This is a genomic window from Enhygromyxa salina (genome assembly GCF_002994615.1).
Classification (GTDB): Bacteria; Myxococcota_A; Polyangia; order Nannocystales; family Nannocystaceae; genus Plesiocystis; species Plesiocystis salina_A.
In genome coordinates this window covers 25,640-47,800 of the sequence record NZ_PVNK01000071.1, presented here as the reverse complement: position 1 = coordinate 47,800, position 22,161 = coordinate 25,640, and the positions used below count along the sequence as shown (strand labels likewise).

At 69.6% G+C, this 22,161-nt stretch carries 19 protein-coding genes; 13 read left to right on the top strand and 6 right to left on the bottom strand.

The genetic code is table 11. The features are described from left to right. Positions 1-181 precede the first annotated feature (181 nt). Both tsaB and rseP read right to left on the bottom strand, forming a co-directional pair. Positions 182-922: a tRNA (adenosine(37)-N6)-threonylcarbamoyltransferase complex dimerization subunit type 1 TsaB gene (gene tsaB / locus ENSA5_RS06825; protein ID WP_106390820.1), complete on the bottom strand. Its 741-nt coding sequence runs from the start codon at positions 920-922 to the stop codon at positions 182-184. 2 nt (positions 923-924) lie between these two features. Beyond that, positions 925-2,586, bottom strand: coding sequence for an RIP metalloprotease RseP (rseP, locus tag ENSA5_RS06820; RefSeq protein ID WP_106390819.1), 1,662 nt, complete (start codon positions 2,584-2,586; stop codon positions 925-927). 175 nt (positions 2,587-2,761) lie between these two features. Between rseP and ENSA5_RS06815 the strand changes: the two genes are divergently transcribed. Continuing rightward, the gene (locus tag ENSA5_RS06815) at positions 2,762-3,484 is read left to right on the top strand and encodes an MXAN_5187 C-terminal domain-containing protein (protein WP_106390818.1); all 723 of its coding nucleotides are present in this window, start codon (positions 2,762-2,764) and stop codon (positions 3,482-3,484) included. A gap of 66 nt (positions 3,485-3,550) precedes the next feature. Further along, positions 3,551-4,315, top strand: a complete 765-nt coding sequence (locus ENSA5_RS06810) for a PA14 domain-containing protein (protein WP_106390817.1) — start codon at positions 3,551-3,553, stop codon at positions 4,313-4,315. Between the two features lie 11 nt (positions 4,316-4,326). Here the strand turns inward: ENSA5_RS06810 and ENSA5_RS06805 are convergent, their stop codons facing one another. Genes ENSA5_RS06805 through ENSA5_RS06795 form a run of 3 tightly spaced genes read right to left on the bottom strand, consistent with a single transcriptional unit; the run spans position 4,327 to position 9,593 of the window. Beyond that, on the bottom strand, positions 4,327-5,610 hold the full coding sequence (locus tag ENSA5_RS06805) for a hypothetical protein (RefSeq protein ID WP_106390816.1): 1,284 nt from the start codon (positions 5,608-5,610) through the stop codon (positions 4,327-4,329). Further along, complete coding sequence (gene bioA, locus ENSA5_RS06800) at positions 5,607-6,962, bottom strand: adenosylmethionine--8-amino-7-oxononanoate transaminase (RefSeq protein WP_181197453.1); 1,356 nt, start codon at positions 6,960-6,962, stop codon at positions 5,607-5,609. The genes ENSA5_RS06805 and bioA overlap by 4 nt, the downstream gene beginning before the upstream one ends. A gap of 33 nt (positions 6,963-6,995) precedes the next feature. Next, on the bottom strand, positions 6,996-9,593 hold the full coding sequence (locus ENSA5_RS06795; protein ID WP_106390814.1) for a serine/threonine-protein kinase: 2,598 nt from the start codon (positions 9,591-9,593) through the stop codon (positions 6,996-6,998). 261 nt (positions 9,594-9,854) lie between these two features. Here ENSA5_RS06795 and ENSA5_RS06790 point away from each other — a divergent pair, with 261 nt between their 5' ends. The 11 genes from ENSA5_RS06790 to ENSA5_RS06740 all read left to right on the top strand — a co-directional run bounded on the left by ENSA5_RS06790 (position 9,855) and on the right by ENSA5_RS06740 (position 21,542). Further along, entirely contained in the window at positions 9,855-10,343 is a 489-nt protein-coding gene (locus ENSA5_RS06790; protein ID WP_146155403.1) for a hypothetical protein, read from the top strand. A gap of 173 nt (positions 10,344-10,516) precedes the next feature. Further along, entirely contained in the window at positions 10,517-11,014 is a 498-nt protein-coding gene (locus ENSA5_RS06785) for a hypothetical protein (protein WP_106390812.1), read from the top strand. Between the two features lie 92 nt (positions 11,015-11,106). Then, positions 11,107-11,499, top strand: a complete 393-nt coding sequence (locus ENSA5_RS06780; protein WP_106390811.1) for a hypothetical protein — start codon at positions 11,107-11,109, stop codon at positions 11,497-11,499. Then, entirely contained in the window at positions 11,499-13,214 is a 1,716-nt protein-coding gene (locus ENSA5_RS06775; protein ID WP_106390810.1) for a sigma-54-dependent transcriptional regulator, read from the top strand. The genes ENSA5_RS06780 and ENSA5_RS06775 overlap by 1 nt, the downstream gene beginning before the upstream one ends. An 8-nt stretch (positions 13,215-13,222) precedes the next feature. Continuing rightward, on the top strand, positions 13,223-16,264 hold the full coding sequence (locus ENSA5_RS06770; protein ID WP_106390809.1) for a tetratricopeptide repeat protein: 3,042 nt from the start codon (positions 13,223-13,225) through the stop codon (positions 16,262-16,264). A gap of 11 nt (positions 16,265-16,275) precedes the next feature. Continuing rightward, complete coding sequence (locus ENSA5_RS06765) at positions 16,276-16,749, top strand: response regulator (RefSeq protein WP_106390808.1); 474 nt, start codon at positions 16,276-16,278, stop codon at positions 16,747-16,749. A 61-nt stretch (positions 16,750-16,810) separates the two neighbouring features. Further along, entirely contained in the window at positions 16,811-17,224 is a 414-nt protein-coding gene (locus ENSA5_RS06760; RefSeq protein WP_258182767.1) for an acyl-CoA thioesterase, read from the top strand. An 85-nt stretch (positions 17,225-17,309) separates the two neighbouring features. After that, positions 17,310-17,489 (top strand): hypothetical protein, encoded by a 180-nt coding sequence (locus ENSA5_RS06755; RefSeq protein WP_106390806.1) that lies wholly within the window; start codon positions 17,310-17,312, stop codon positions 17,487-17,489. An 8-nt stretch (positions 17,490-17,497) separates the two neighbouring features. Continuing rightward, the gene (locus tag ENSA5_RS06750; protein WP_106390805.1) at positions 17,498-18,427 is read left to right on the top strand and encodes a hypothetical protein; all 930 of its coding nucleotides are present in this window, start codon (positions 17,498-17,500) and stop codon (positions 18,425-18,427) included. Positions 18,428-19,242: 815 nt separating this feature from the next. Then, on the top strand, positions 19,243-20,238 hold the full coding sequence (gene argB, locus ENSA5_RS06745; protein WP_258182766.1) for an acetylglutamate kinase: 996 nt from the start codon (positions 19,243-19,245) through the stop codon (positions 20,236-20,238). Continuing rightward, on the top strand, positions 20,235-21,542 hold the full coding sequence (locus tag ENSA5_RS06740) for a hemolysin family protein (protein ID WP_106390803.1): 1,308 nt from the start codon (positions 20,235-20,237) through the stop codon (positions 21,540-21,542). Before argB ends, ENSA5_RS06740 begins: the two co-directional genes overlap by 4 nt. A gap of 35 nt (positions 21,543-21,577) precedes the next feature. Here the strand turns inward: ENSA5_RS06740 and ENSA5_RS06735 are convergent, their stop codons facing one another. After that, a complete protein-coding gene (locus tag ENSA5_RS06735; RefSeq protein WP_106390802.1) occupies positions 21,578-22,036 on the bottom strand; it encodes an RrF2 family transcriptional regulator in 459 nt (152 codons plus the stop codon). Positions 22,037-22,161: the final 125 nt, after the last annotated feature.

Genomic DNA, 22,161 nt, shown 5'->3' with positions numbered 1-22,161 from the left:
GTGCCCGGGCTCGGGCTTCGCCGCGGCCTCGCCGGGCACAAGCCCGAGCCCCAACCCGAGCCCGAGCCTGAGCCCCAACCGGAGCCCGAGCCTGAACCCGAGAAGCCGTCGCTCGAGCCTGAGAGCAAGGCCAACGAGGGCATCGACCACGACGACCTGCTCGATCCGTGGCAGTAGAGACTCAGACGAAGGGGCTCTTGAACACGGGTCGCTTGGGCTTGTTGATGCCCATCTGCGCGTAGCTCTGGCGCAGGTAGACGACGGCGAGGGCGCCCGCGTCGACGGCCTCGCCGGCCCGCAGGGCGCTCACGGCCGCGCGCCACAGGCCGCGCGCCGTCGGCCCCGGGGTCACGGTGCTGCGCTCGCGCAGCGCGCTCGGGAGCTGCTCGGCGTAGGGTCCACAGCCGGGCCCGAGCGCGCGAAGATCGTCGGTCGGCGCCCAGGCCTCGACGAGCTCGGCGAGCTCGGTCACGCGCTCGTCGGTCTGGGCCTCGATCGTCTCGCCGACCTCGAACACGGCCCCGTAGACCTGCTCGCGCCGGGCGTCGAGCAGCGCGAGCACGCGGCCCTCGTGGTCGGCCGAGGCCGCGAGCGCGGCCAGGGTCGAGACCGGGACGATCGGCACGCCGAGGCCGATAGCGAGGCCCTTGGCCGTCGCGACCGCGACGCGCGATCCCGTGAAGGTGCCGGGCCCGCGCCCGCACGCGATCAAGCGAAGCTGCGCGGCGTCGATCCCAACCTCGTCGAGCGCACGACGAAGCCGGAGGCCGAGCCCGGCCGAGGTCTGGTTGGCCCGGTCTTCACGCGCGTCTTCGACGATCAGCTCGTCACTGGCGCCCCCGACCCGGCCGAGGGCCACGCAGGTCCGCGGGGCCGAGGTGTCGAGGCAGAGCATCCACTGTGGTGGTTCGCGCGCGTCCATGATTAGTCCATCCAAAAGCGCATGACGTCGTTGCGCAGCGCGATCAGCATCAGGAGCAAGACGACGACCAGGCCGATCGCGCTGGCGATCTCGCGCGCGCGCTGACCGAGGGGCTTGCGCCGGATCGCCTCGATCGTGAAGAACAGCAGGTGGCCGCCGTCGAGGATCGGGATCGGCAGCAGGTTCACGAACGCGAGGTTCAAGCTGATCAGCGCCATCAGCATGAGGAACTCGGTCGGGCCCTGCTCGGCCGCGGTCCCGGCGAACGCGAAGATGCCGACGACCGAGCTGAGGTCCTCGACGCCGCGCTGCAGCGTGATCATCTGGCGCAGCGCCGTCCACATCATCTCGAGCATGTAGACGGTCTCGCCCCACGACGCCCGCGTCGCGTAGGTGAAGCGTCCGCGGATCGGCTCGAGGTCGGGCGCGCGGCTGATGCCGTAGGGCTCGGCGCCGAGGTACAAGAAGGTGAACTTCGTCTTGTAGATGTCCTTGCGCGTGCGGATGTCTTGCTTGACGGTGAGCTCGCGCGGCTCGCCCCCGAGCGACTGGACCCGGAGCGTGACGGGCTTGTCTTGGGCACGATCGAGGATGTTGGCGACCGACTCCCACCGGGTCACGGCCTGGCCGTCGACCTCGAGCACGCGGTCGCCGGGCAGCAACCCGGCGCGCGCCGCGGGGGAGTCGTGGTCGACCGCGCGCACGAAGGTGTTGGCCGGCAACAGCCCCGTCGGCGAGCTCTCGCCCGGGCCCGCGCTCGGCCGCGCGCGGGTGTCTTGACGCGGCAACAGCTGGGCGTGGTTGCTCTCGAACCACAGCAGGGTCCCGAGCTGGAACGCGGTCGGGTTGGGCCGCAGGTAGGTCAGCCGGACCAGCGAGTCTGGCGGCTTGGCGATCAGGGTCTGGAGCTCCTCGACGGTCCGCACGGGCTCGCCGTCGATCGAGGTGATCACGTCCCCGGTCCGGAGCCCGCCCTCGTAGGCCGGCGAGCTCGGGTCGATGATGCCGATCTGCGGGGCATAAAAATGGGCGTAGACCCCGAGCAGCCCGCGGGGCTCGGGCACGCCGAGCGGGTTCTCGACGAAGGTCCGGCGCGGGGTCACGAAGCGCTCGACTCGCTTGCCCTGCTTCTCGATCTCGATGCGCAGCTCGACGTCGGGCGAGGCCGCGACCTTGGTCTGCATCTCCTTCCATGAGCGGACGTCGTCACCGTCGATCTCGACGATGCGATCTCCGGGCTCGAGGCCGGCGAGGGCCGCAGCCGAGCCGTCGAGCACGGTGCCGATGACCGGCGGCGGCTGGAGGGCGTGGGTCAAAAAGAAGAAAAAATACAGCAGGACCGGAACGACGAGGTTGGCGAAGGGCCCGGCGGCGAGGACGAAGTAGCGCGCCCACAGCGGCTTGTTGGACAGCGCTCGGTCACGATCCTGGTCCGGGACGTCCTCGTGCGGGTTTTGCCCGAGCAAGGTCACGTAGCCCCCTAGAGGGATCGGGGCCAGGCAGTACTCGGTCTCGCCGATCGTCCGGCGCAGCAGCGGCGGACCAAAGCCGATCGAGAACCGGCCGACTTTCACGTCGACGAGCTTGGCGGCGAGCAGGTGGCCAAGCTCGTGGATGAAGATCAGCGGGCCGATCAGGAGAATGAAGGCGAGGATCTTGGTCATCGGAACCGCGGAGACTGCGCAGGTGACCGGCGCAGGGATTGGTCAGACCTTCATAGTCGAAGGGTCGGCCGCGGGCCAAGGTGTGTCCAGGAGGTGCGCTCTGGCACCAGGAGCGAGGGATCCGCATGACCTGAGCAGTAGCGAGGACGGGTCCGCACGCGCTAGCATCCGACCCTTGGCGCGTTCAAAACAGCCAGGCCCGGCGCGGCTGACAGCGGCGGAGCTCGATGACCTCGAAGAGGAGATCGAGCTGCTCAAGGTCGCCTATGAGCGTTACTTCAACGGCGTCGATCGGGTCCCGCCGCGGCGCGAGCACGACCGCGTGAAGCTCCACCTGCGCAACATCCAGCGCTTGCGCGGCGGGTCCACGGTCATCCGCTTCCGCTCACAGAACCTCAAGGCGCGCCTGGTCACCTACGAGCACTACTGGACCCGGATCCTCCGGCAGATCGAAAAGGGCACGTTCAAGCGGGTGCTCGCCGAGGCCAAGCGCCGCGAGTACGATCTCCAAAAGAAGCGGGCCGAGGAGGACGGGGTGCCAGCGGCCCAGAGCGGGGTTCGAGTGATGGTCGATCGCGAAGCCGGGCAGAGCGGCATCCGGCCCAAGCTCGACGACGCGAGCGCCGCCGCGCGAGCGGTCTCGGCCCGGAGGCCCCCGTCGACGGGCGTCGACGCGAAGGAGGCGCGAGACCTGTTCAAGCAATTTGTCGCCGCCAAGCGGGCCGCTGGCGAGTCGGTCAACGGCCTCACCTATGGTCGGCTCATCGACAAGCTGGCGCGCGAGGTGCCCAAACTCAAAGAAAAACATGGCGATGGGATTCGGTTCGAGGTAGCGACCGTGGGCGGAAAAGTCCGTCTGCGCGCTCGCAAGCGACGCTCGGGCCAAGGGGCGTCCTGAGACGCCCCTCTGAATCCACCTCCACCCACCCCCGTCTGAGCCACCCGACACCCGGAAGACAGCCCTATGAAGCCCCCCGAATTGACCTCGGCCTTGTTCTTGACCCTGCCCATGATCTCCTTGCTGGCGCTCGCTGGCTGCGCCAAGAACCAGAGCGACGAGACCGAAAACCCCGACGCGGCCGCCGACGGCGAGAGCACGGCCGACGGAGCCGACGGAGCCGCCACCCAGAGCCGGGCCCGCGGCTCCACGGTGACCCGCAGCGCCGGGCGCCTCACCAAGGCCCGCCTGGTCACGTCAAAGAAGCCGCCTCGCGCGGTCGTCGACATCCCCGAGGGCGAGGAAGAGAGCGGGCCCAACGGTCTGTTCGCCGAGGCCTACTCCCTCACCGCCGTCGACGCCCTGCCAGATTTCACCAGCCTCGACGCCCCCGTCGAGTCGTTCGAGGTCGCCAACCTCGACATCGACGAGGACGACGTCAGCAACGGCTTCCCCGGCGCCACAGACCTCAGCGAGAACTACGCGCTGCGCTTCTCCGGGTCGCTCAACATCCTCGAGGAGGCCGAGTACGAGCTGTGCCTGCACAGCGACGACGGCTCGCAGCTGCTGCTCGAAGACACGCTCGTCGTCGACAACGACGGCGTCCACGACAGCCCCGTCGAGGCCTGCGAGCTCGTCTACCTCGCGCCCGGCGAGTACGCCCTGGAGGTCCGCTACTTCCAGGCCACGGGCCCGCTCCTGGCCATGCACTTCGCCTGGGCGATCAACGGCGGCGAGAAGGTCATCGTCCCGAGCGAGGTGCTGTTCAAGCCCGACTCTGCGGGCGTCTGAGCGGCGAGCGCTCAGTCCAGACACGAGAGATAGACGAGCTGCGGCGCGACCTGGTCGCGCCGCAGTAGCAATTGGCCGACACCGCTGATCTCGAAGTCGACGAGGTCGTCGAGCTCGAGGACGGTGCGCTCGGTCCAAAATGGCCACGCGCCAATGTCTGCGAGGGGCGCTGCGTGCAGGCCACCGCCCTCAACATCGATCATCGCGGCCTGATCGGGCAGCTGGACCAGCTGGCCGCGACCCCCGAGGGGGAGGAGCTCGGGATCCCGGAGCTGGACGTAGAACTCGCCGATCGTGTCGAAGCGCATCAGCGCGGCGTCGTCTTCGAGCAGCTCATTGCGGATGTGGAGCTGGGTCGAGTAGGGGTCCTGCCCGAGCGAGACTGGGCCGAGCGCGAGCGGGAGGCTGTGAATCCAGACCTCGCGAAAGGTCACGAGCCGCGCGCTGGGTCCGTTGCTGGTCATGCGCATGTCGAGCAGCGAGACGTCCGAGCTCATGACCGTGCCCGACAGCCCGAGCCCGCCCGTGAACGCGCGAACCTGGGTGAAGCCGACGGGGATCCGGGCGGCGTCAGGCAGCAGCGTGGACGTGCCGGGGCCGATCGCGGACAGGGAGTAGGCGAAGATCTCCGCGCACGCGGCCGGATCGTCGTAGGGCGCGCAGGGGTCGAAGCTCAGCTGCCAGCTGGTCAGGAAGTCGAGGGTCTCGCGCTCGAGCGCGAGCAGGTGGAGGTCGAGGGCTGGGGTGTCGCTGCAGTTGGGCAGCGCGAGGAGGTAGGGCTGACCTTCGATCACCAGCAGCGTGCGGCTGTGCTCGCTCGGGCACGCGCCGCCGTCGTCGTCATGAATCGGGAAATTGCCGAGCATGCCGTTGGTCGCGATCAACCCGAGCTCGGGCACGATCCGGCGCAGGACCACGACCTGACCCGAGCGGCTCAGGGCCCAGACCTCGCCGGGTTCAGAGCCGGCCCGCAGCTGGACGAGCTCGGGATCGGGCGACGACATCCCGAGCTCGATCCGCGCCGTCGGAGCCTCGCTCGCGCTGGCCGGGACGCGGACGAGCGCGAGCGCGGGGAGATCGAACTCGTTGATGAAGGTGATCATGCCCCAGCCCCCGGCCGAGCCCGGGCCGTCGCTGACGAAGCGGTGGAGGGGCCCGCCGAGCTCGAGGGTCTCGTGGATCACGCGGACACACTCGTCGCTCGGCTCGGCGATCGCGTCGAGGTCGAGGGGCGCGCGGGCGTCGTCGCAGCCGGCGATCAGCAGCGCGCAGGCCAGCAGCTGCCGGCTCCTCACCCCAGGACCTCTTCGATGATCTCTGCGCTGACCTCGGCGAGCAGCTCGAGGGCGTCGGCGTCGATGTTGAGCGCGGGCATCCAGTAGATCGTGTCGTGGAGCGGGCGCAGGAGCACGCCGCGAGCGAGGGCGGCCTCGCGCAGCGCGAGGCCGAGGCGACCGTCGGCGGGGCCGCGCGCGCGGTCGACGGTCAGCGCCGCGACGAGGCCGGCCTGGCGGCTCTCGATCACCTGCGGCTGGCGCTCGGCGACCCGCCGCCGCAGCGCGCTCATCTGCTCGATCCGCTCGGGCAGGCCCGCGAGCGTGCGCTCGGACTCGAACACGTCGAGGCTCGCGAGCCCGGCCGCGCAGGTGATCGGGTTGCCCGTGAAGGTGTGGCTGTGGGCGAAGCTGCGGCTCGGATCGCCCTTGAAGTCGTCCTCGAAGCCGGCCCGGATCAGGGTCGCGGCGAGGGGCAGGACCCCGCCCGACAGGCCCTTGCTGAGGCAGAGCAGATCGGGCGCGCGCTCGGCCCACGCGCTGGCGAAGAGCTCACCCGTGCGCCCGAACCCGACGGCGATCTCATCGGCGATCACGTGGATGTCGAGGCGGCGACAGGTGTCGACGAGGCGGCGGTAGAACCCGACGCCGTACATGTTCATGCGGCTGGCGCACTGGATCAGCGGCTCGACGACGAGCGCGCTGAGCTCGTGGGCGTGGGCCTCGAGCAGGGCCACGGCGCGATCGGCTTCGGGGGTGTCGGCGCCGAGCTCGGCCCGCGCGCCGCTCGGATCCAGATCGGCGTGGGCGTGATCGGGGACGCTCGGGACCGGGAGGTAGAGCGCGTCGTGGAGCAGGGCCGAGAAGGGCTCGCGCCAGTCGGCGCTGCCGCAGACCGAGAGCGCGCCGAGGGTCTCGCCGTGATAGCTGCGCTCGAGCGCGGCGAAGCGCCGACGCCCAGCCTCACCCCGGAGCACGCGGCTTTGGTAGCTGAGCTTGAGCGCGACCTCGACCGACGCCGAGCCGCAGTCGCTGTAGAACACCTTGCCGTAGCGGACGTGGGCGTCGGCGGGCGCGAGCGCGAGCAGCCGCTCGGCCAGCTCGACGGCCGGGGCGTGGGTGAAGCCCGCGAACATCACGTGGTCGAGCTGCGCGACCTGGCGCTGGATCGCCGCGACGATCTGGGGGTGGCCGTGGCCGTGGATCGAGGTCCACCACGAGCCGATGCCGTCGAGGATCTTGCGGCCGGACTCGTCGGTCAGCCACACGCCCCGGGCCGAGCGGATCGGCAGCGGCGGCGTGCGCTCGAGATCACCGAAGTGGGTCGCAGGGTGCCACAGCACCGCTTGGTCACGACGGCTCAGGGAGCTCACGGTTGGGCACGCTACCACGCCCGGCGGCGGAGCTCAGCGCGGCCCGTCGTCGCCTGGCTCGACGTCGTCGGGCTCGAACCCGCCGTCGTCGAACACGAGCGGGGCGCTGTCCTCGGACGGCGCGGGGGTCATCAGCGTCGGCTCGCTGGTTCCGGGCTCGGGCTCGGGCTCGGGCTCGGGCTCGTCACCGACGAGGCGCCGCAGGGCATGGACGAGGGGCAGGTTGTCGTCGGCGTCGCGCCAGCGCTCGACGACCTGGCGACGCTTGTCGGCCGCGGGCGCGGCCGCGAGCTGCTCGTCGTCGACCTGCGCGTCGACGAGGATCGCCCACGGATCGCCTGGCGCGACGGCCACGAGGTCCTCGGCGAGGCGCCGGGCGAGCTCGGGGTCGGGGCCCGCGTCGCCGCCGCTGAAGCACAGCGCGGCGTAGACGTCGAGCTGGCGCAGGTAGGTCTCGAAGGGCGGCAAGGTGTGGGTCACGACGCTCGCGTTGACGCCCCGGGCGAGACACTCGCCGCGGTTGATCGCCGCTTGCTGACTGATGATCGCGCGCTCGAGCGTGCTCATGGCCCGCTGATCGGCGCCGTCGTGGTGCGCCGCGAGCCACATGTTGTGGGTCAGCCCGGGCCCGACCGCGCCGCAGCGCTCGGGCGCGGTCTCGAATTCGAAGCGGTAGGCGTACCCGCACCAGGTGTCGAGCAGCTGCTGGCGCAGCGGGCTGCCGCCGGCGCTGGTCGCGTAGCGATCGATGATCGCGGCGGCGTCGCGGAGGCGCCCGGCGTCGAGCAGCAAGCGCACCCGCGGGCGCGGGTCGTAGTCGGCGACCTTCGCGGCCCACTCGGCGGCGCGGTCGAGCTCGCCGGTCAGGGCGTAGAACTGTGACGCCCGCGCGAGCACGATCGGGGCGTCGCCGCGCTCGGTCAGGAGGTCGTCGAGGAGGTTGCGGGCCTCGTCGAAGCGCCCGAGCGCGACCCGCAGCTCGAAGCGCGCGAGCTGCCAGCGGATCGCCAGCGCCGGGCCCTCGTGGAACTCGCGCGGCTCGTCGAGGCGACGGAGCACGTCCTCGGCCTGACGAAGCAGGGTCGGGCCCGGATCGCGGGCGGCCTCGATCCGGTGGACCAGGGACTCGCTGACCGCCAGCGGGAGCCAGGCCTCGGGCAGCTCGCTGGTCTGGCTCGGATCCAGCAGCGTCCACAGCTCGGGCGAGAGGCTGTAGCTCGCCGAGCACGCCCCCATCGCGAGGTCGCGCCAGCTCTCGCTGCCTTGCCACTGGTCGCCCTCGCTGTCCGAGGCGTAGCCGGCGGCCCGGCAGTGGACCCAGCGCTCGGCCTCGTCGCCGATCGTGTGCTCGAGGGTCGCGCGCCAGAACACTACGGCCGCCGAGGTGGGCGCGCGGAGCTCGAGCCGCTCGAGCTGCCGGACCGCGGACGCGTAGTCGCCGACGTCGAAGCTGCGCACGAAGGCGTCGACGTCGGCGGCGGCGATCGAGTCGGGCAGGCCCATGTCACGATAGCGGCGCTCTTCGGCCCCGCGCAGGGCGAAGCTCGCGACGCCGAGCGCGACCAGGACCAAGACCGCGGCGCTCAGCCAGCGCCAGCGCTTGGCCAGGGGCGAGACGAGGTTGGCCGCGGCGTCGGCCGAGATCGGGCGCTGCTCGGGATCCGCCGACATGCAGCGCGAGACCAGCAGCGCGAGGTTCCACGGCGTGTCCTTGCGCAGCTGTCGGACCGGCGTGGGCTTCTCTTCCTTGAGCTTGACCAGGAAGGCCTTGGCGTTGGGCGCCTCGATCGGCAGGCGCCCGCTGAGCATCTGGTAGAGCATCACGCCGAAGGAGTAGAGATCGCTCTGGACCGTGGCCGGGGCGCCCTCCCACAGCTCCGGGGCCATGTACGCCGGGCTGCCGAAGATCGTGCCCGCCTCGGTCCGGACCAGGGATCGGGCCTCGGCGGGGTTGGGCCGGATCCCCGGGGTCGGCGCGTCGAAGCCCGCGACGCCGAAGTCCATGACGATCGCCCCGCGGTGGGTCAGCATCACGTTGGCGGGCTTGAGGTCGCGATGGACGATGCCCGCGTCGTGGGCCGCCGCGAGGCCCGAGAGGATCTCGTAGCTGATCTCTCGGATCTCGCGCAGGGTCATCGGCGGATCGCCGAGATCCTCGAGCTCGGTCTCGCGCTCGCCGGGCTGGCGGCTGGCGTCGATCAGCTCTTCGAGGGTCTGGCCCTGGAGGAATTCCATCGAGAAGTAGGGCAGCCCGTCGGTCTCTCCGGTGTCGTAGATGCGCACGACGTTGGGGTGGGTGACCGAGTGGGCCAGCGCGACCTCTCGCAAGAAGCGGCGCACGGTCGCGCGGCTCTTGGCCATGTCACCGCGCAGGACCTTGAGCGCGACATGCTTCTTGAGCAGGCGATCGCTGGCGAGGAACACCTCGCCCATCGAGCCGCTGCCGAGTCGGCGCTCGAGCGTGTAGCGATCGTTGATGACCGCGCCCTCTTCCCACACGCCGACCTTGGTTGGCGCGCGATGCTGGCTGCGGCCGTCGGCGATCGACTCTGCGGCGGCGGCGACGTCTGCGCGGGGCGGCTTGCGGCCGGCCGGGGTGCTGAGCTCGGCGGTCTGATCGGGCGGGAACACGCGCCCATTGATGTTAGCAGGACCGTCGCAAAGCTCCGATCGCCGATCTGGCCGCCACCTTGCCCGCGAGCTGGCGGGTGAGATCGGCGGCCCCGGCGAGCGGATGGCGCCCGGGGTTTGCACGGGGGAATGCACCCTGTTGAAGGCGCGGGTTGCCCCGGGAGTCAAACGCCGCCAGAACCGCTATCGTAGCTCGCGTCCCGCCCGCGTGTTCGCGCTGCGCGGCGACGCCACCACCCCGGAGGTCCCATGCCTGTCTCGATGTTCCGCCTCGCCCGTCGTTCCTGTGTCCTTGGACTCCTCGCGGGCTTCACGAGCGCCGTCGGTCTCGGCTGCGTGTTCTATGTCGAGGATACCCAGTGCGGACCCAATGCCTACGACTACCGCGGCGCGTGCTACTGCGAAGAGGGCTACGATGGCGACGACCCCGCTGGGTCTGGTTGCGCGCCGGTCATGAGCGTTCGTGTGACCGACGACTGCGACGACGGCGACGACGTCGGCTGGAAGCTGTTCTCGGATAATCGTGACTGGACGTGGCCGTCGGGCACGGCGGTCTACGTGACCCCCGGCCTCGGCTACGATGGGCTCGAGACCATTATCTGTGACATCGACGAGTGGGTTTGTTTCGGCGCCGAGACCGATGGTGGGTTGGTCTACGGCGTCGGGCTCGACAACAGCGAGCCCTGTGACGACTGTTGCTACCCCTGCGAGAGCCGCGAGCTCGACCTCGGCTATCTGACCTGCAACTGATCACTTCGAGGATCGGGTCCGCGATCACTTCCGCGATCGGGATCTGCTCGCGCACGGACTGCGCCACGTGGTCCTGCGCGTACATAAACAGGATGTCGCGCTTGGCAGCCCCCCGATCTGGTGGCATAGTCCGCCCGCCGTCGCCACGGATGTGCACGGAGATTTGACCACACATGTTGGAGATCGCTCGACTACTCGAGAACGCCTTGGCGAACAATCGCTCGGGGCTGCGCAAGGCGGCCAAGCAGACGCTGGCCAAGGCACCGTTGACCACGACCGTGCGCGAGCTGCTCGCAAGCGAGGCTGGCGACGCGATGCGCGAGCTGACCTTGACCGACCTCGAGGAGGCGCTGATCGCTGCCGGAGCTGGGGCCAAGGTCGGCGCCAATGGGGCTGGTGGAGTCGGCGCCGGGGTCCGTCGGATCGCGCCCAAGCCCGCGACCTCTGCCGATAGCCAGAGCCGCGAAGAATTCATGTACCGCCGCATCCTGGAGGTGCTGTCGGACACGCCCGCGCTGACGATCGGCCAGCTCGCCAAGCGCATCGAGGTCGACACCACCGAGCTGCGCGGCTACCTGTCGTGGATGCGTCGGGTCGGCAAGGTCTCGAGCACTGGCCGGGCCCGCGCGACCCGCTACTCGCTCCCCGACGGCGTCGTCGCCGAGGGCTAGCACCCCGGGCTGCTAGCGCTCGGCGACTTGCCCGCTCGTGGCGCTTGCGGGATGCTGTCGGGACTGTGCCGGGACCGACATCGGATGCCGACTTGCTCGAGCAGGTCGCCGCGCTCAAGCACGACCTCGGCAAGTACGTGGCGTGGACCTCGGCGAACCTCGATGACGCGCTGTGGGACGGCCCCGTCGCCGACGAGCTGCTCGCCGCCTTGCGTGCCGACCTGCTCGAGACCCGCAAGCACGGCGAGCGGCGCGAGGCCGCCTGGGAGGTCTGGCGCGCGCACCACGATCAGCTCCCGCGCCCGCTCGAGCCCGAGCTCGAGGCCGTCGCCTGCGCCGTCGAGCTGCTCGAGGGCGTGGGTTCGGCGCTGACCCAGGGCGATCGTGAGACCATCGCGCGCGAGCGGACCAAGATCCGCTCGGCCCAGCAGAGCATCCGCTCGCAGCTGCGAAACCTCCATCGTCGCCTGTTGCGGGAGCGCTGATGTCGTCGATCCTGATCATCGACGACGAGGACAAGTACCTGGACCTGTGCCGGCGCTTCATGCCCGAGCACGAGTTCCTCGGGCCCGCGCGCAACCACCGGGAAGCGATGCAGATCCTGGCGCGTCTGCACCGGAGCATCGATCTCGTGCTGCTCGACGTGCACTTCGACATCCCCGACGACGACCTCTTGCCCGAGGACAAGTCGGGCTTGCTGGCCAAGGGGGATCCGCGCCGGACCTTTGAGCGCCTGCGTCGCTCGCAGGGCCTCCACATCCTCGATCGCCTCCGCCGCCGCTACCCCGATCTGCCGGTCATCGTGATGACCGCGCTCGACGATCTGCCGCTCGAGGCCGACGCCGAGCGGCTCCACGCCGAGGACTACACCTACCTCCTCGACGACGAGTACCTCGACGCGCGCGCGCTCAAGGTCCAGGTCGAGGGCATCCTCGTTCGCGCCGAGCGCAGCGCCGAGGACGACGGGCCCTTCTACTGGGGCACGGCCGTGGCGATGGCCGACCTTCGCCGACGCCTGGCGATCCTCGCCCGCGGTCAGCTGCCGATCATCATCCAGGGCGAGACCGGGACCGGCAAGAGCCTGCTCGCCCGCGAGTACATCCACCCTCACTCCCAGCGGACCGGCGCGTTCATGGCCGTCGACCTCTCGACGATCCCCGCGGAGCTGATGGCCGCGCACCTGTTTGGCGTGGTCAAGGGCGCGTACACGGGCGCGAGCAGCTCGCGCGAGGGCGTGCTGGCCCGGGCCCACGGCGGCACGCTCTTCCTCGACGAGATCGGCAACCTCTCGCTCGAGCTGCAAAAGTCGCTGCTGCTGGTCCTGCAAGAGGGCGGCTACCGCCCGGTCGGCTCGGTCGAGGAGCGCACCGCCGACGTCAAGCTGGTCGTCGCGACCAACGAGAACCTGGCCCAGATGGTCCGCAGCGGTCGGTTCCGCGAGGATCTGTTCATGCGCCTCAACCCGGCGACGGCCGTGACCTTGCCGAGCCTGCGCCAGCGTCGCGACGATTTTCAGCACCTGCTCGAGTTCTTCCTCGAGCGCGTGTGCCAAAGCGGCTACAACCGCGATCTGCTCGTGCAGTACGCCGAGCAGCGCGAGCTGTGGGTCCCGGCCGAGGACGAGCGCATGCGCGTGACCTTTGGCCGCAAGATCCCGAGCAAGCCCGACCCCCGGCGCATCCACCTGCTGCTGCATCAAAACAGCTACAACCTGCTCGAAGACTTCAACTGGCCCGGGAACTTCCGCCAGTTCGAGATGGTGCTCTCGAACCTCGTCACCTTCACGCTCGTCGAGCTCGTCGATCGCGTCGATCAGATCGAGCCCGAGGCCGGCGACCACGACGCGCGGCCCGACGTGATCGTGATCCAGCCCCGGACGATCCGCGACCTGCTCCGACCCTTCGCCGAGGCCGAGGCCGAGCTCGGGGACACCGGGTCCGAGGCCAGCGATGACCTCAGCGTCGACGGCGACGCCCTCGCCCTGCGCCTGCGGGTCGCCCCGGCCGAGTCGCTCAACGCGATCAGCTGCGAGGTCGAGCGCCAGTACCTCGCGCGCCTCTATCACCACTTCTCCGGCGATCTGTCCCGGGTCGCCGAATTCCTGCTCGGCGAGCCCGAGGCCGGGCGCAAGGTCCAGCTGCGCATGAACCAGCTCGGCATCAAGCTGCGCGAGCTCAAGCGCTCGCGCGCCGCGAACTGAGGTCGGCCGTGAACCACGTCGACGAGCGCGCGCGCAGGTGGGGGAGGGGCGTCGGCTCTGCGCTCGCGTTGTGGGTCCTGACGGTCATGGCCGTCACCGCGGTCGACGCCGCGCCGCCCCGCGACACCCTGCCGCCGCCCGAGACGACCGGTGGCGAGCTCCCCGGCGTCGACGACAGCGAGAGCGGCGATCCCGAGGTCGAGGTCGACCCGCTCACGCTCGAGCAGCAGCGCGAGGTCGAGTTCGCCGATCACCTCGGTCGCGCGAAGCGGGCGATGCAGCAGCGCCGCTGGTCCGAGGCGATCGACGAGTACTCGGCCGCGCTCGACATCCACGACGGCGATCCCGAGGCCCTGCGTGGCCGCGCCCACGTCCACAAGCGGGCCAACCCCCCGGGCCGCTGCCCGCGCCTGGCGATCGAGGATCTCACCCTGCTCGAGGTCTACGATCCCCGGGGCCTGTGGCTGTCCGAGCGCGAGAACGCGGTCGCGTGGATGGGCGAGTGCGAGAACGTCTACGCCAAGGAGCGCCTCGACATCGCCGAGGAGCTCGCCGGGCTCGACGTCGGCGCGCTCGGTCGCCCCGACGACATCCGCGTGACCGCGGCGCAGCTGCACGCGGCCGAGGCCGAGGTCGCGCGCGTCGAGCAGCAGCAGCATCGCCACCTCGCCGCCGCCGTCGCCCACCTCGACGCCTACCGCCAGGAGTGCCGGGCGCGCGAGGCCGTACCCAAGCTCGCGGCGCTCGAGCTCGAGGGCGCGCTCCATCGCCGGCTCGAGCAGCCGCAGGAGGCGGTCGCCGTCTACGAGCGGATCCTGGTCTTGCACCCCGACGAGCTCGAGGCCGCACGCGACGCCAAAAAGTGGATCGATGAGCTCCAGATCCAGCTCGCGGTCGCCGAGATCCAGGAGCTGCAAGGCGGCCGGCCGACGCCCGCGGCCGAGGCCGCCTACGACCGAGGCTTACGAGCCCTGCGTCGCCGCGATCTGGCCACCGCGCGCAGCGAGCTCGAGATCGCCGTCGGCGACTCGCCCTGGTACCCCCGCGCTCACTACTACCTCGGCGAGGTCTACGCGCGCAGCGAAGACTTCCCCGCCGCGATCGAGTCGTTCAAGCGGGCGATCGCGATGGAGCGCTACGACTACGCCACCCACATGGCGTTGGGCCTGCTCTACAAGAAGGAATTCTCCGGCGCCGAGGACGAGCAGGCGCGCACCCACCTCGACATGGCGCTGCGCCTGCGCCCGGATCTGCACGTGCTGCGCTTTCACCTCGGCGAGCTCTACGCCCGGTCCGACAAGGAGCAGGCGATCGAGCACTTCCGCGACTACCTCGAGTTCGCCGACGCCGACGAGCCCAAGCGCGAGGCCGCGCGCGAGGCGATCGCCGCGCTCCAGCGCGAGGTCGAGGAGGACGTGCCCTTCGTCCCGCCGCCGCTGCCCTCCGACGTCGGCCGCCTCGACCCCGAGCTCCACCGCCTGATCAGCGAGGCCTATGTGCTCGGCGCCGAGCACGGTGAGTGGGACCGGGCCGAGACCTTGCTCCTGCGCGCGCGCGAAAAATTTCCGCGCGAGACGGCGCTGCTCAACATGCTCGCCCAGGTCGTCTACGTCCAGGACGGTCGCCAGGGCCAGGCGCGGGTCTACTGGGACGAGAGCCTCGCGGTCGATCCCAACCAGATGGAGGTTCACGAGCGCCTCGGCCTGATGCTCGCCGACTCGAAAGAGGGCCGCTCGCACCTGCGGACCGCGGCCGAGCTCGGCTCGGTCATCGCTCGCTATCGCGTCGCCAAGCTGCTGTGGGACAACCTCGAGCTGTGGGCCGCGAGCGAGCAGCTCGACATCTACCTGCGCGAGGCCGGGCCCTACGACGTCTACTGGGACGCGGCCCAGGAGCTCCGCGGTCACATGGACGCGGTCTTCCTCAAGATCTACCTGGCGATGGGCGTGGGCTCGCTGATCTTGCTGTCGATCCCGCTGGCCCTGATCTGGCGGCGGGTCCGGGGCGCGTCACTGCCCCAGCTGCTGGAGCGCTCGCCGACCTGCTTCCCCGAGGTCGCCCGGATCCTGAGCCTGATCCGGCACGAGATCCTCAAGCACAACACCGCGTTCTTGTCGGACGTCGGCCGCGCGCTCGAGCTCGACGAGCCCGACGCCGAGGCCCGCGCGACCCTGCTCGCGCGGCGTCTGTTCGGTGACGACGTCGAGCCCGAACACGACCCGCACCGCGGCGAGCGGCGCGGGATCCACGGTCGCTTTCTCGGCTACGTCGCCGAGCTCGAGCAGGTCGCTCGCGCCCACGGCGTCACCCTCAACCTCAGGCGCAAAGATCCAACCTTCAAGGCCATGCTCCGGGCCTTCGATGACGTCGCGGCCAAGGCCAAGTGGCTCCGGCACCCCGGCGGCTTGCGGGCCAGCAAGAAGCTCGAGCTGGCCAAGGTCCTGCTCCGGGCCGGCGACGTGCTCGGGCGCCGGGCCTTCGACCGCCTCAGCGAGGTGATCCAGCGCCTGTGCATCGCGCGGGTCGACCCCGAGTTCATCGCCTCGGTCTACGAGCAGGTCGCAACCGAGGACAAGTTCGCGACCGTCCAGATCGCGCCGCTGTCGATCGAGGGGCAGGGCGAGCAGGTCCGCATCTTTCGCACCGACCTCCACGACATCCTCGCCAACGTGCTGCGCAACTCGCTGATGTCCTCGGCCATGTACGCCCAGCCGCCGATCGGCCTCGGGGTCGAGCTCGCAACCGAGATCGACGACATCACCGGGCTCTCGACCCTCGCGATCCGGATCAAGGACCACTCGCCCGAGCGGCTGACCAGCGAGATGCTGCGCGGGCGCTACGTCGAGCGCGGCATGGGCATCACCGCCGATCTGCTCTCGCGCTACGACGGCTCGATCGCCGTCGAGCCCGAGGCCGGGTGGGAGAAGGCCGTGGTCCTGCGCTTCTTCGCGCTCGACGAGGACGAAGATGAGGACGCGGCCACCGACGCGCCGGCCCGGGCCGACGAGGTCGGCGTCGGGCCAGCGACCGCGAGCCCGCTGGGAGCCTGACGAGGACCGTGATGGACAGCCAACAACGTCAAATTCGCGTGCTCGTCGTCGAAGACGGCGACGAATACATCACCAACCTCACGACCTTCGTGGCCGAGGGCATCGAGTACCGTCAGGCCAAGAGCGGCGGCCGGGCGTGCGAGATGATCGCCGCCGACGAGCCCGACGTGGTGTTCCTCGACATGCGCTTCGATCGGACGCCGATCGAGGAGCTGCTCGGCGACATGGTCCAGCTGACCGGGCGCTTCAACGGCGACATTCGCCGGGCGCGGCGCTTTCAGCAGGACAACCAGGGCCTGTTCATCCTCCGGGCGCTGCGCGACGCGGGCTGCCGCCGACCGGCGATCTTGTCTTACGACTTCGGCGCCGAGGACAAGCGCTTCCGGGCCCTCTCGGCCAGGGACCCCGGCCTCTACTACTGCCCCGACTACGCCGACGCCAAGACGATCCGCGAGACGATCCTGCGCGCGGTCGGGGCCGGCTGAGGGGGCTGCGGCCGGGCCACTGGCGATGGCCTCGCCCGCGACTTGGATCTACTGTGCGCTCGTGACCGCGTCGAACGTCGAGCCCGATCCCCACCCCGCGATCCGCGTGTGCATGATGCCCGCGGACACCAACGCCCACGGGACAATCTTTGGCGGCAAGATCCTCAGCCTCATCGATCAGGCCGGGGCGATCGGCGCCCACCGGCTCGGGATCGGCCGGGTCGTCACGGTCGCGATGCGCGAAGTCGTGTTCTCGCAGCCGGTCCGCGTCGGTGACATCGTCAGCTGTTACGCCGAGATCCTTCGGGTCGGCCGGACTTCGGTCACGGTCTGCGTGCGGGTCGTCGCCCATCGGCCGACCGACACCAAGCGCAGCGTCGAGGTCACCAAGGCCGAGGTCGTGTACGTGGCGATCGACGACGCCGGCCGCCCGGTCCCGATCGAGGCGTCGTCCGCGTCGTCGTCCTCGCTGTGACGACGAGCTCGCCGCCAGCTCGAGCCGCCAGCCAGCTTGACCCGGCGCTTCGCTCCGTTGCAGGGTTGGGCTGACGGAGATCCCCATGTCCAAGCTCTCGTACCTCGTCCTCGCCCTGTCCCTCGTGTCTTTCAACGCCGGCTGTGCCGAGCAAAAGGGTAGGAAGAAGGACGACAAGGCCGACAAGGGCGACAGGAAGGGCGACAGGAAGGGCGACAGGAAGGGCGCCGAGAAGGGCGCCGAGAAGGACGCCAAGAAGGACTAGCGTCGGTCGTGCGGCTGCCGCTGCGACACCCGCCGCTGCGCCGCGACGCGGTCTTGCGTCGGTGCCGTCACCTCGAGCTCTTGGCCGAGGCCGCGCGCGGGCTCCCGCTCGGGCCCGCGGCCGAGGCCCTGGTCGAGGCCCGCGGGCGCGGGCGCCACGGCAACGCGCTGCAGTGGCACTTCGGCCTCGACGCCCACGATTCGGTCCCCGTGCCCGACTGGGAGGGCCGCATCGAGATCAAGCTGATCAGCGTGTGGCAGCGCGCTGACGGGCGGCTCAAGTGTGATCGCATCAAGGTCTGCGAGGCCTCGGTCAACCCGTGGGCCAAGCTCGCCAACGTGCTGTTCGTGTTCGCCGATCGGCTCAGCCGCGTGGTCCTGGGCCACCGCTTCTTTCACCTCGCGGGCCCGAGCCGCACCCAGCTCGAGCGCGCCTGGGGCCTCGATCCCCACTTTGATCGTCCGGCCCTGATGATCGAGTCGCGCGACCGGGCCGAGGGCATGTCTCCGGCCTACTACCTCGCGGCCTGGTGGCTGGCGCAGGAGGGCCTGCTGCCGCCCGATCCCGTCGAGCTCGGCTATCGCTTCGACCCGAGCTGGTGGCGGTCGGTGCGGGCCGAGCATCGCGGGCGAGATCCCCTCGTCACCCTCGCCCGGACTGAACACGGTCAGCTGACACCCTGTCCTCGATGTCGCGGTCGACTTCGCGTCGATCTCGACCGGGTGTTCGAGCACGGCTGGGCTCCGGCGATCCACACCATGCCGCACGGTGAGGCCTGTGCCTTGCGCGGGCACGTGGTCATCGATCCGCGACGTCTGCCCGAGCCGGCCTGCGCGACGGATCAAGAGCAGTTCGAGGGCGTCGAGGGCCGGACGAGCGCGGCTCGACTCTGGCGCCTGGCCGATCGCGTGCCCGAGCCCGAGGACCACGCGCACTGAGGGCTTAAACACAGAGCCCAGGACGGGGACCAAACCGTCCTGGGCAAAATATCAGCACCGACCTATGGAAATTCGAGGCGCGGTTAGCGCGAAGCTAGATCAAGAAGTTAGATCAAGCAGAGCAGTTGGAGGCCAAAGAAGTAAGCGAAGGCGGCTAAGTGAAGGCGGCTAAGTGAAGGCGGCAAGCAAGTCAGCGGAGTAAGTTAGGTGTCTCGGGCGGCGGTAAAGCTCAGGTCAAATGGGTCAAGTTCAAGTGAAGTCGTAAGCTAGGCCTTCGAGGTTAGGTAAGGTCTCAGGCCAAGGAGCGTAAGAGCAAGCTGAGTAGGTCAGGTCAGGTCAAGTCAGGTCAGGGAAGGAAAAGGTCAAGTAGGTCAAGGACAGAGAGTCAGTAAGTCAGGCCGTACTCTCGAGACGCTCAACCCCTTGTGCATCATATGGGCCATCTCTCTAAGTGCTTGAAAATACTCATGAGCGATCGATCGCGCGGGCTTGGCTCCGTCGAGGCTTGGCCTAGGTATGACGCGGATGTCCGACAAAGCGGCGGACGGCGCGGGCGCACTCTGACATCCATGTCGCGGTCAGGGGTCCCGAGAGAGTTGCGGGTGTTGCGCATGTCCCATCCTGACCCAATGTGTCCGGTCTTCGGGTGAGAACATCGTTTAATGAGTTCTCAGTCGACTTCTCGGCAGGCGGGGCGCGCGTCCACTCACATGGGTGCCCAGTGTAGGCCCGGCCGCGTCCGTGATAGATGCGCGCGGCCAGCCTCCCGGGTAGCAATTGCTGCGTACGGGTTTGCGCGGTTGGGAAGGAAAGCGGTGGCAACGACACCTCCAGCGGACAAGACGCCAGTGCTCTCGGTCATCAAGTTTGGCGGTGAGGTCGTCGGGCGCGCCGAGCAGCTCGCCCATGTCCTGACTGACGTCGCGGCGCTGGTCGAAGAAGGCTGGCGCTTCGTGCTGTGCCACGGCGGGGGTCCCCAGGCGAGCGCCCTCGGTCGCGCCCTGGGTATCGAAGCTAAAAAGATCGCGGGTCAGCGGGTGACGGACGAGCGGACCTTGCGAGTGGTCTCGCAGGCGATCGCGGGCGAGGTCGGCTGTGCCGTGGTCGCCGGGGCCTGGGCGTCGGGCCTGGCCGCGGTCGGGCTCTCGGCCGGGGTTGTCCACGCCCGTCGTCGGCCGCCAGTCCCAGTTGGCGAGGACGGCGAGCTCGTGGACTACGGCCTGGTCGGAGACGTCACCAGGGTCGATCTGCGCGCGATCGAGGCCTGTTGGTCGGCCGGGCTGACCCCGGTGCTCTCACCGATCGGGGTCGGGTCGGAGGCCAAAGAGCCGCTGCTGTTCAACGTCAACGCCGACACCGTCGCGGCGGCGCTGGCCGCCGCGCTCGGGGCTGATCACCTGTTTGCGTTCACCTCGGTCCCGGGCGTCCTGCGCGATCGCGCCGATCCGAGCACGCGGATCCCGAGGCTGAGCGCCGCCGAGGCCCGAGCTGCGATCGCCGAGGGCACGATCCGCGGGGGCATGATCCCCAAGGTCGAGGAGGCGCTCGCGGCACTCGCGGGGGCCCGCGCGGCGCATATCCTCGCGCCCGAGCCCGGCGCCCTGGCGGACGAGGCCAGCGCGCCCGGCAGCCGGGGGACGGTTCTCATCGCCCCCGAGACCCGAGGCCGCACCCCCGCTGCGACGCGGGGGGCTGAGCCGTCCGCGGCCGGGCGTGATAAAGTCGAGGGCCCAGTGCAAGGAGACCCTCCTCTAGAGCCGACTTCGGCGGTCGCTCCGCAGTTGCTGGACTCGGCGCAAGACAGGCGATGACTGACGCGGACACGCTGTCGCTCCTCGTCTTCGTGCTGTGCCTCGGCGGGAGCATGTTCTTCTCGGGTAGCGAGACGGCGATCACCAGCTACGGTGATCGCCGAGCGCGCCGAGCCAAGGAAGAGGGGGGCCGCGAGGGCAAGCTGCTCGCCTGGTGGGTCGACCGCCCGGTGATGGTGCTGTCGACGATCCTGCTCGGCAACAACATCACCAACACCTTGATGGGCGCGACCGCGACGGCGCTGGCGATCCGCCACCTCGAGGGGACGGCGCGGGCCTCGTGGGCCGTCCCGCTCGCGGTCGTCATCACCACCGGGTTCTTGCTCTTGTTCGGCGAGATCGTGCCCAAGGCGCTCGGCAAGCTCTACAGCCGCCGGGTCACGCTCCCGGTGCTCACGGTCCTCAACGCCCTCGCGTGGCTCAGCTACCCGCTCGTGTGGTCGCTGTCGAAGGTGACTCGGCTGATCATCCGCAGGGTCTCGGACTCCGACGAGGACAGCGGCCACCGCGTGACCTCGGGCGAGATCGGCTACCTCGTCAAGGTCGCCGAGCGTGAAGGCACGATCCCGGCCGAGCAGGCCGAGCTCCTCCAGCAGGTGTTTCGCTTCGAAGAGAAGATCGTCCGCGACATCATGGTCCCCCTCGATCGTGTGGTTGGGGTCGACCTCGACTGGGAGGTCGAGAAGATCAAGCGGGTCGCCCACGCGACCGGCCACAGCCGGCTTCCGGTCTACGCGGGCAACCTCGACAACGTCCGTGGGATCCTCCACATCAAGCAGATCGTCGGGCTCGACGACGCGCCGCCGAGCAGCGAGAGCAGCAACTTCGAGCGGATCGAGAAGCTGCTGCGCCCGCCCTTCTTCGTCAGCGAGAGCCTGCTGATCCACGATCTGCTCCGCCGCTTCAAGGAGCAGCGCGTCCACCTCGCGATCGTCGTCGACGACGCGGGTGACACGGTCGGGGTCGTGACCCTCGAGGACGTGATCGAGCAGCTCGTCGGTCAGATCTTCGACGAGTCCGACCGCGCGCCGCTGTTTGCTCCGCTCGACAGCGGCGTCAAGTACCTCGACGGGCAGGCCAGCCTCCACACGGCCGAAGAGGCGCTCAACGTCGACTTCGAGGACATCGACGGGGTCGACAGCGTCGGCGATCTGCTCACGCGCCTCGCTGGGCAGATGCCGATCGCCGGGTCCGTGTTCGTGTGGGAGGGCGTGCGCTTCAAGATCCTGGCCGCCGACGCGACCCGGATCATCCGCGTCAGCGCCGAGCGTGTCGAGATCGAAGACGACGACAAAGAGAACTGAAGCCGCTGGGGCCTCGCGTCGAGGCGTGGCGTGGATCAGGACTTGGAGGTCGTCGTCCGCTTGGACCTGGTCTTCGTGATCTCGACGAGGGGCGGGACCCGGCTGGGCTGGTGGAGCAGGTCCGCGACGCTGACCTTCCCGAGCGACTCCTCCATCGCGGCGTAGCTCTGATCCAGCGCCTGATGCAGCGGACACAGGCTCGTGTGGGTCGACAGGCCCAGCGGGCAGTCGTGGATCCGCGGAATTGGCTCGACCGCGTTGACCACGTCGAGGATGCTGATTTCAGCAGGATCGTGGCTGAGCGTGTAGCCGCCGCCCGGACCGGGCCGCGAGTGCACGAGCCCCGCCGCGACCAGATCTTGAAGCACCTTGTGCAGGTATCGCCGGGGTACCCGGATGCAACTCGCCAGCCGCGCGGCCGGCTCGGTCTTCCCAGGTTCCCGCGCGAGCCACACCGTCGCTCGCAACGCATATTCCGCCGTTTTGGAGAGCATCTCTTGCGCCTTCGAAATCCTACACCTCGGAGTTGACATTTCCAGGGTCCTCCAATAGTACATGTGGACATGCAGGATTAGGCCTGCCGCACAAATGGGCCCTAGCGGCCGAAGGAGGGCGTTTT

Excerpts from the sequence above, each read along its gene's own strand:
- ENSA5_RS06740 (WP_106390803.1), top strand. The coding sequence starts at position 20,235 with ATGACTGACGCGGACACGCTGTCGCTCCTCGTCTTCGTGCTGTGCCTC.
- ENSA5_RS06755 (WP_106390806.1), top strand. The coding sequence starts at position 17,310 with ATGTCCAAGCTCTCGTACCTCGTCCTCGCCCTGTCCCTCGTGTCTTTC.
- ENSA5_RS06775 (WP_106390810.1), top strand. The coding sequence starts at position 11,499 with ATGTCGTCGATCCTGATCATCGACGACGAGGACAAGTACCTGGACCTG.
- ENSA5_RS06810 (WP_106390817.1), top strand. The coding sequence starts at position 3,551 with ATGAAGCCCCCCGAATTGACCTCGGCCTTGTTCTTGACCCTGCCCATG.
- rseP (WP_106390819.1), bottom strand. The coding sequence starts at position 2,586 with ATGACCAAGATCCTCGCCTTCATTCTCCTGATCGGCCCGCTGATCTTC.
- tsaB (WP_106390820.1), bottom strand. The coding sequence starts at position 922 with ATGGACGCGCGCGAACCACCACAGTGGATGCTCTGCCTCGACACCTCG.
- ENSA5_RS06735 (WP_106390802.1), bottom strand. The coding sequence starts at position 22,036 with ATGCTCTCCAAAACGGCGGAATATGCGTTGCGAGCGACGGTGTGGCTC.
- ENSA5_RS06765 (WP_106390808.1), top strand. The coding sequence starts at position 16,276 with ATGGACAGCCAACAACGTCAAATTCGCGTGCTCGTCGTCGAAGACGGC.
- ENSA5_RS06790 (WP_146155403.1), top strand. The coding sequence starts at position 9,855 with ATGTTCCGCCTCGCCCGTCGTTCCTGTGTCCTTGGACTCCTCGCGGGC.
- ENSA5_RS06785 (WP_106390812.1), top strand. The coding sequence starts at position 10,517 with ATGTTGGAGATCGCTCGACTACTCGAGAACGCCTTGGCGAACAATCGC.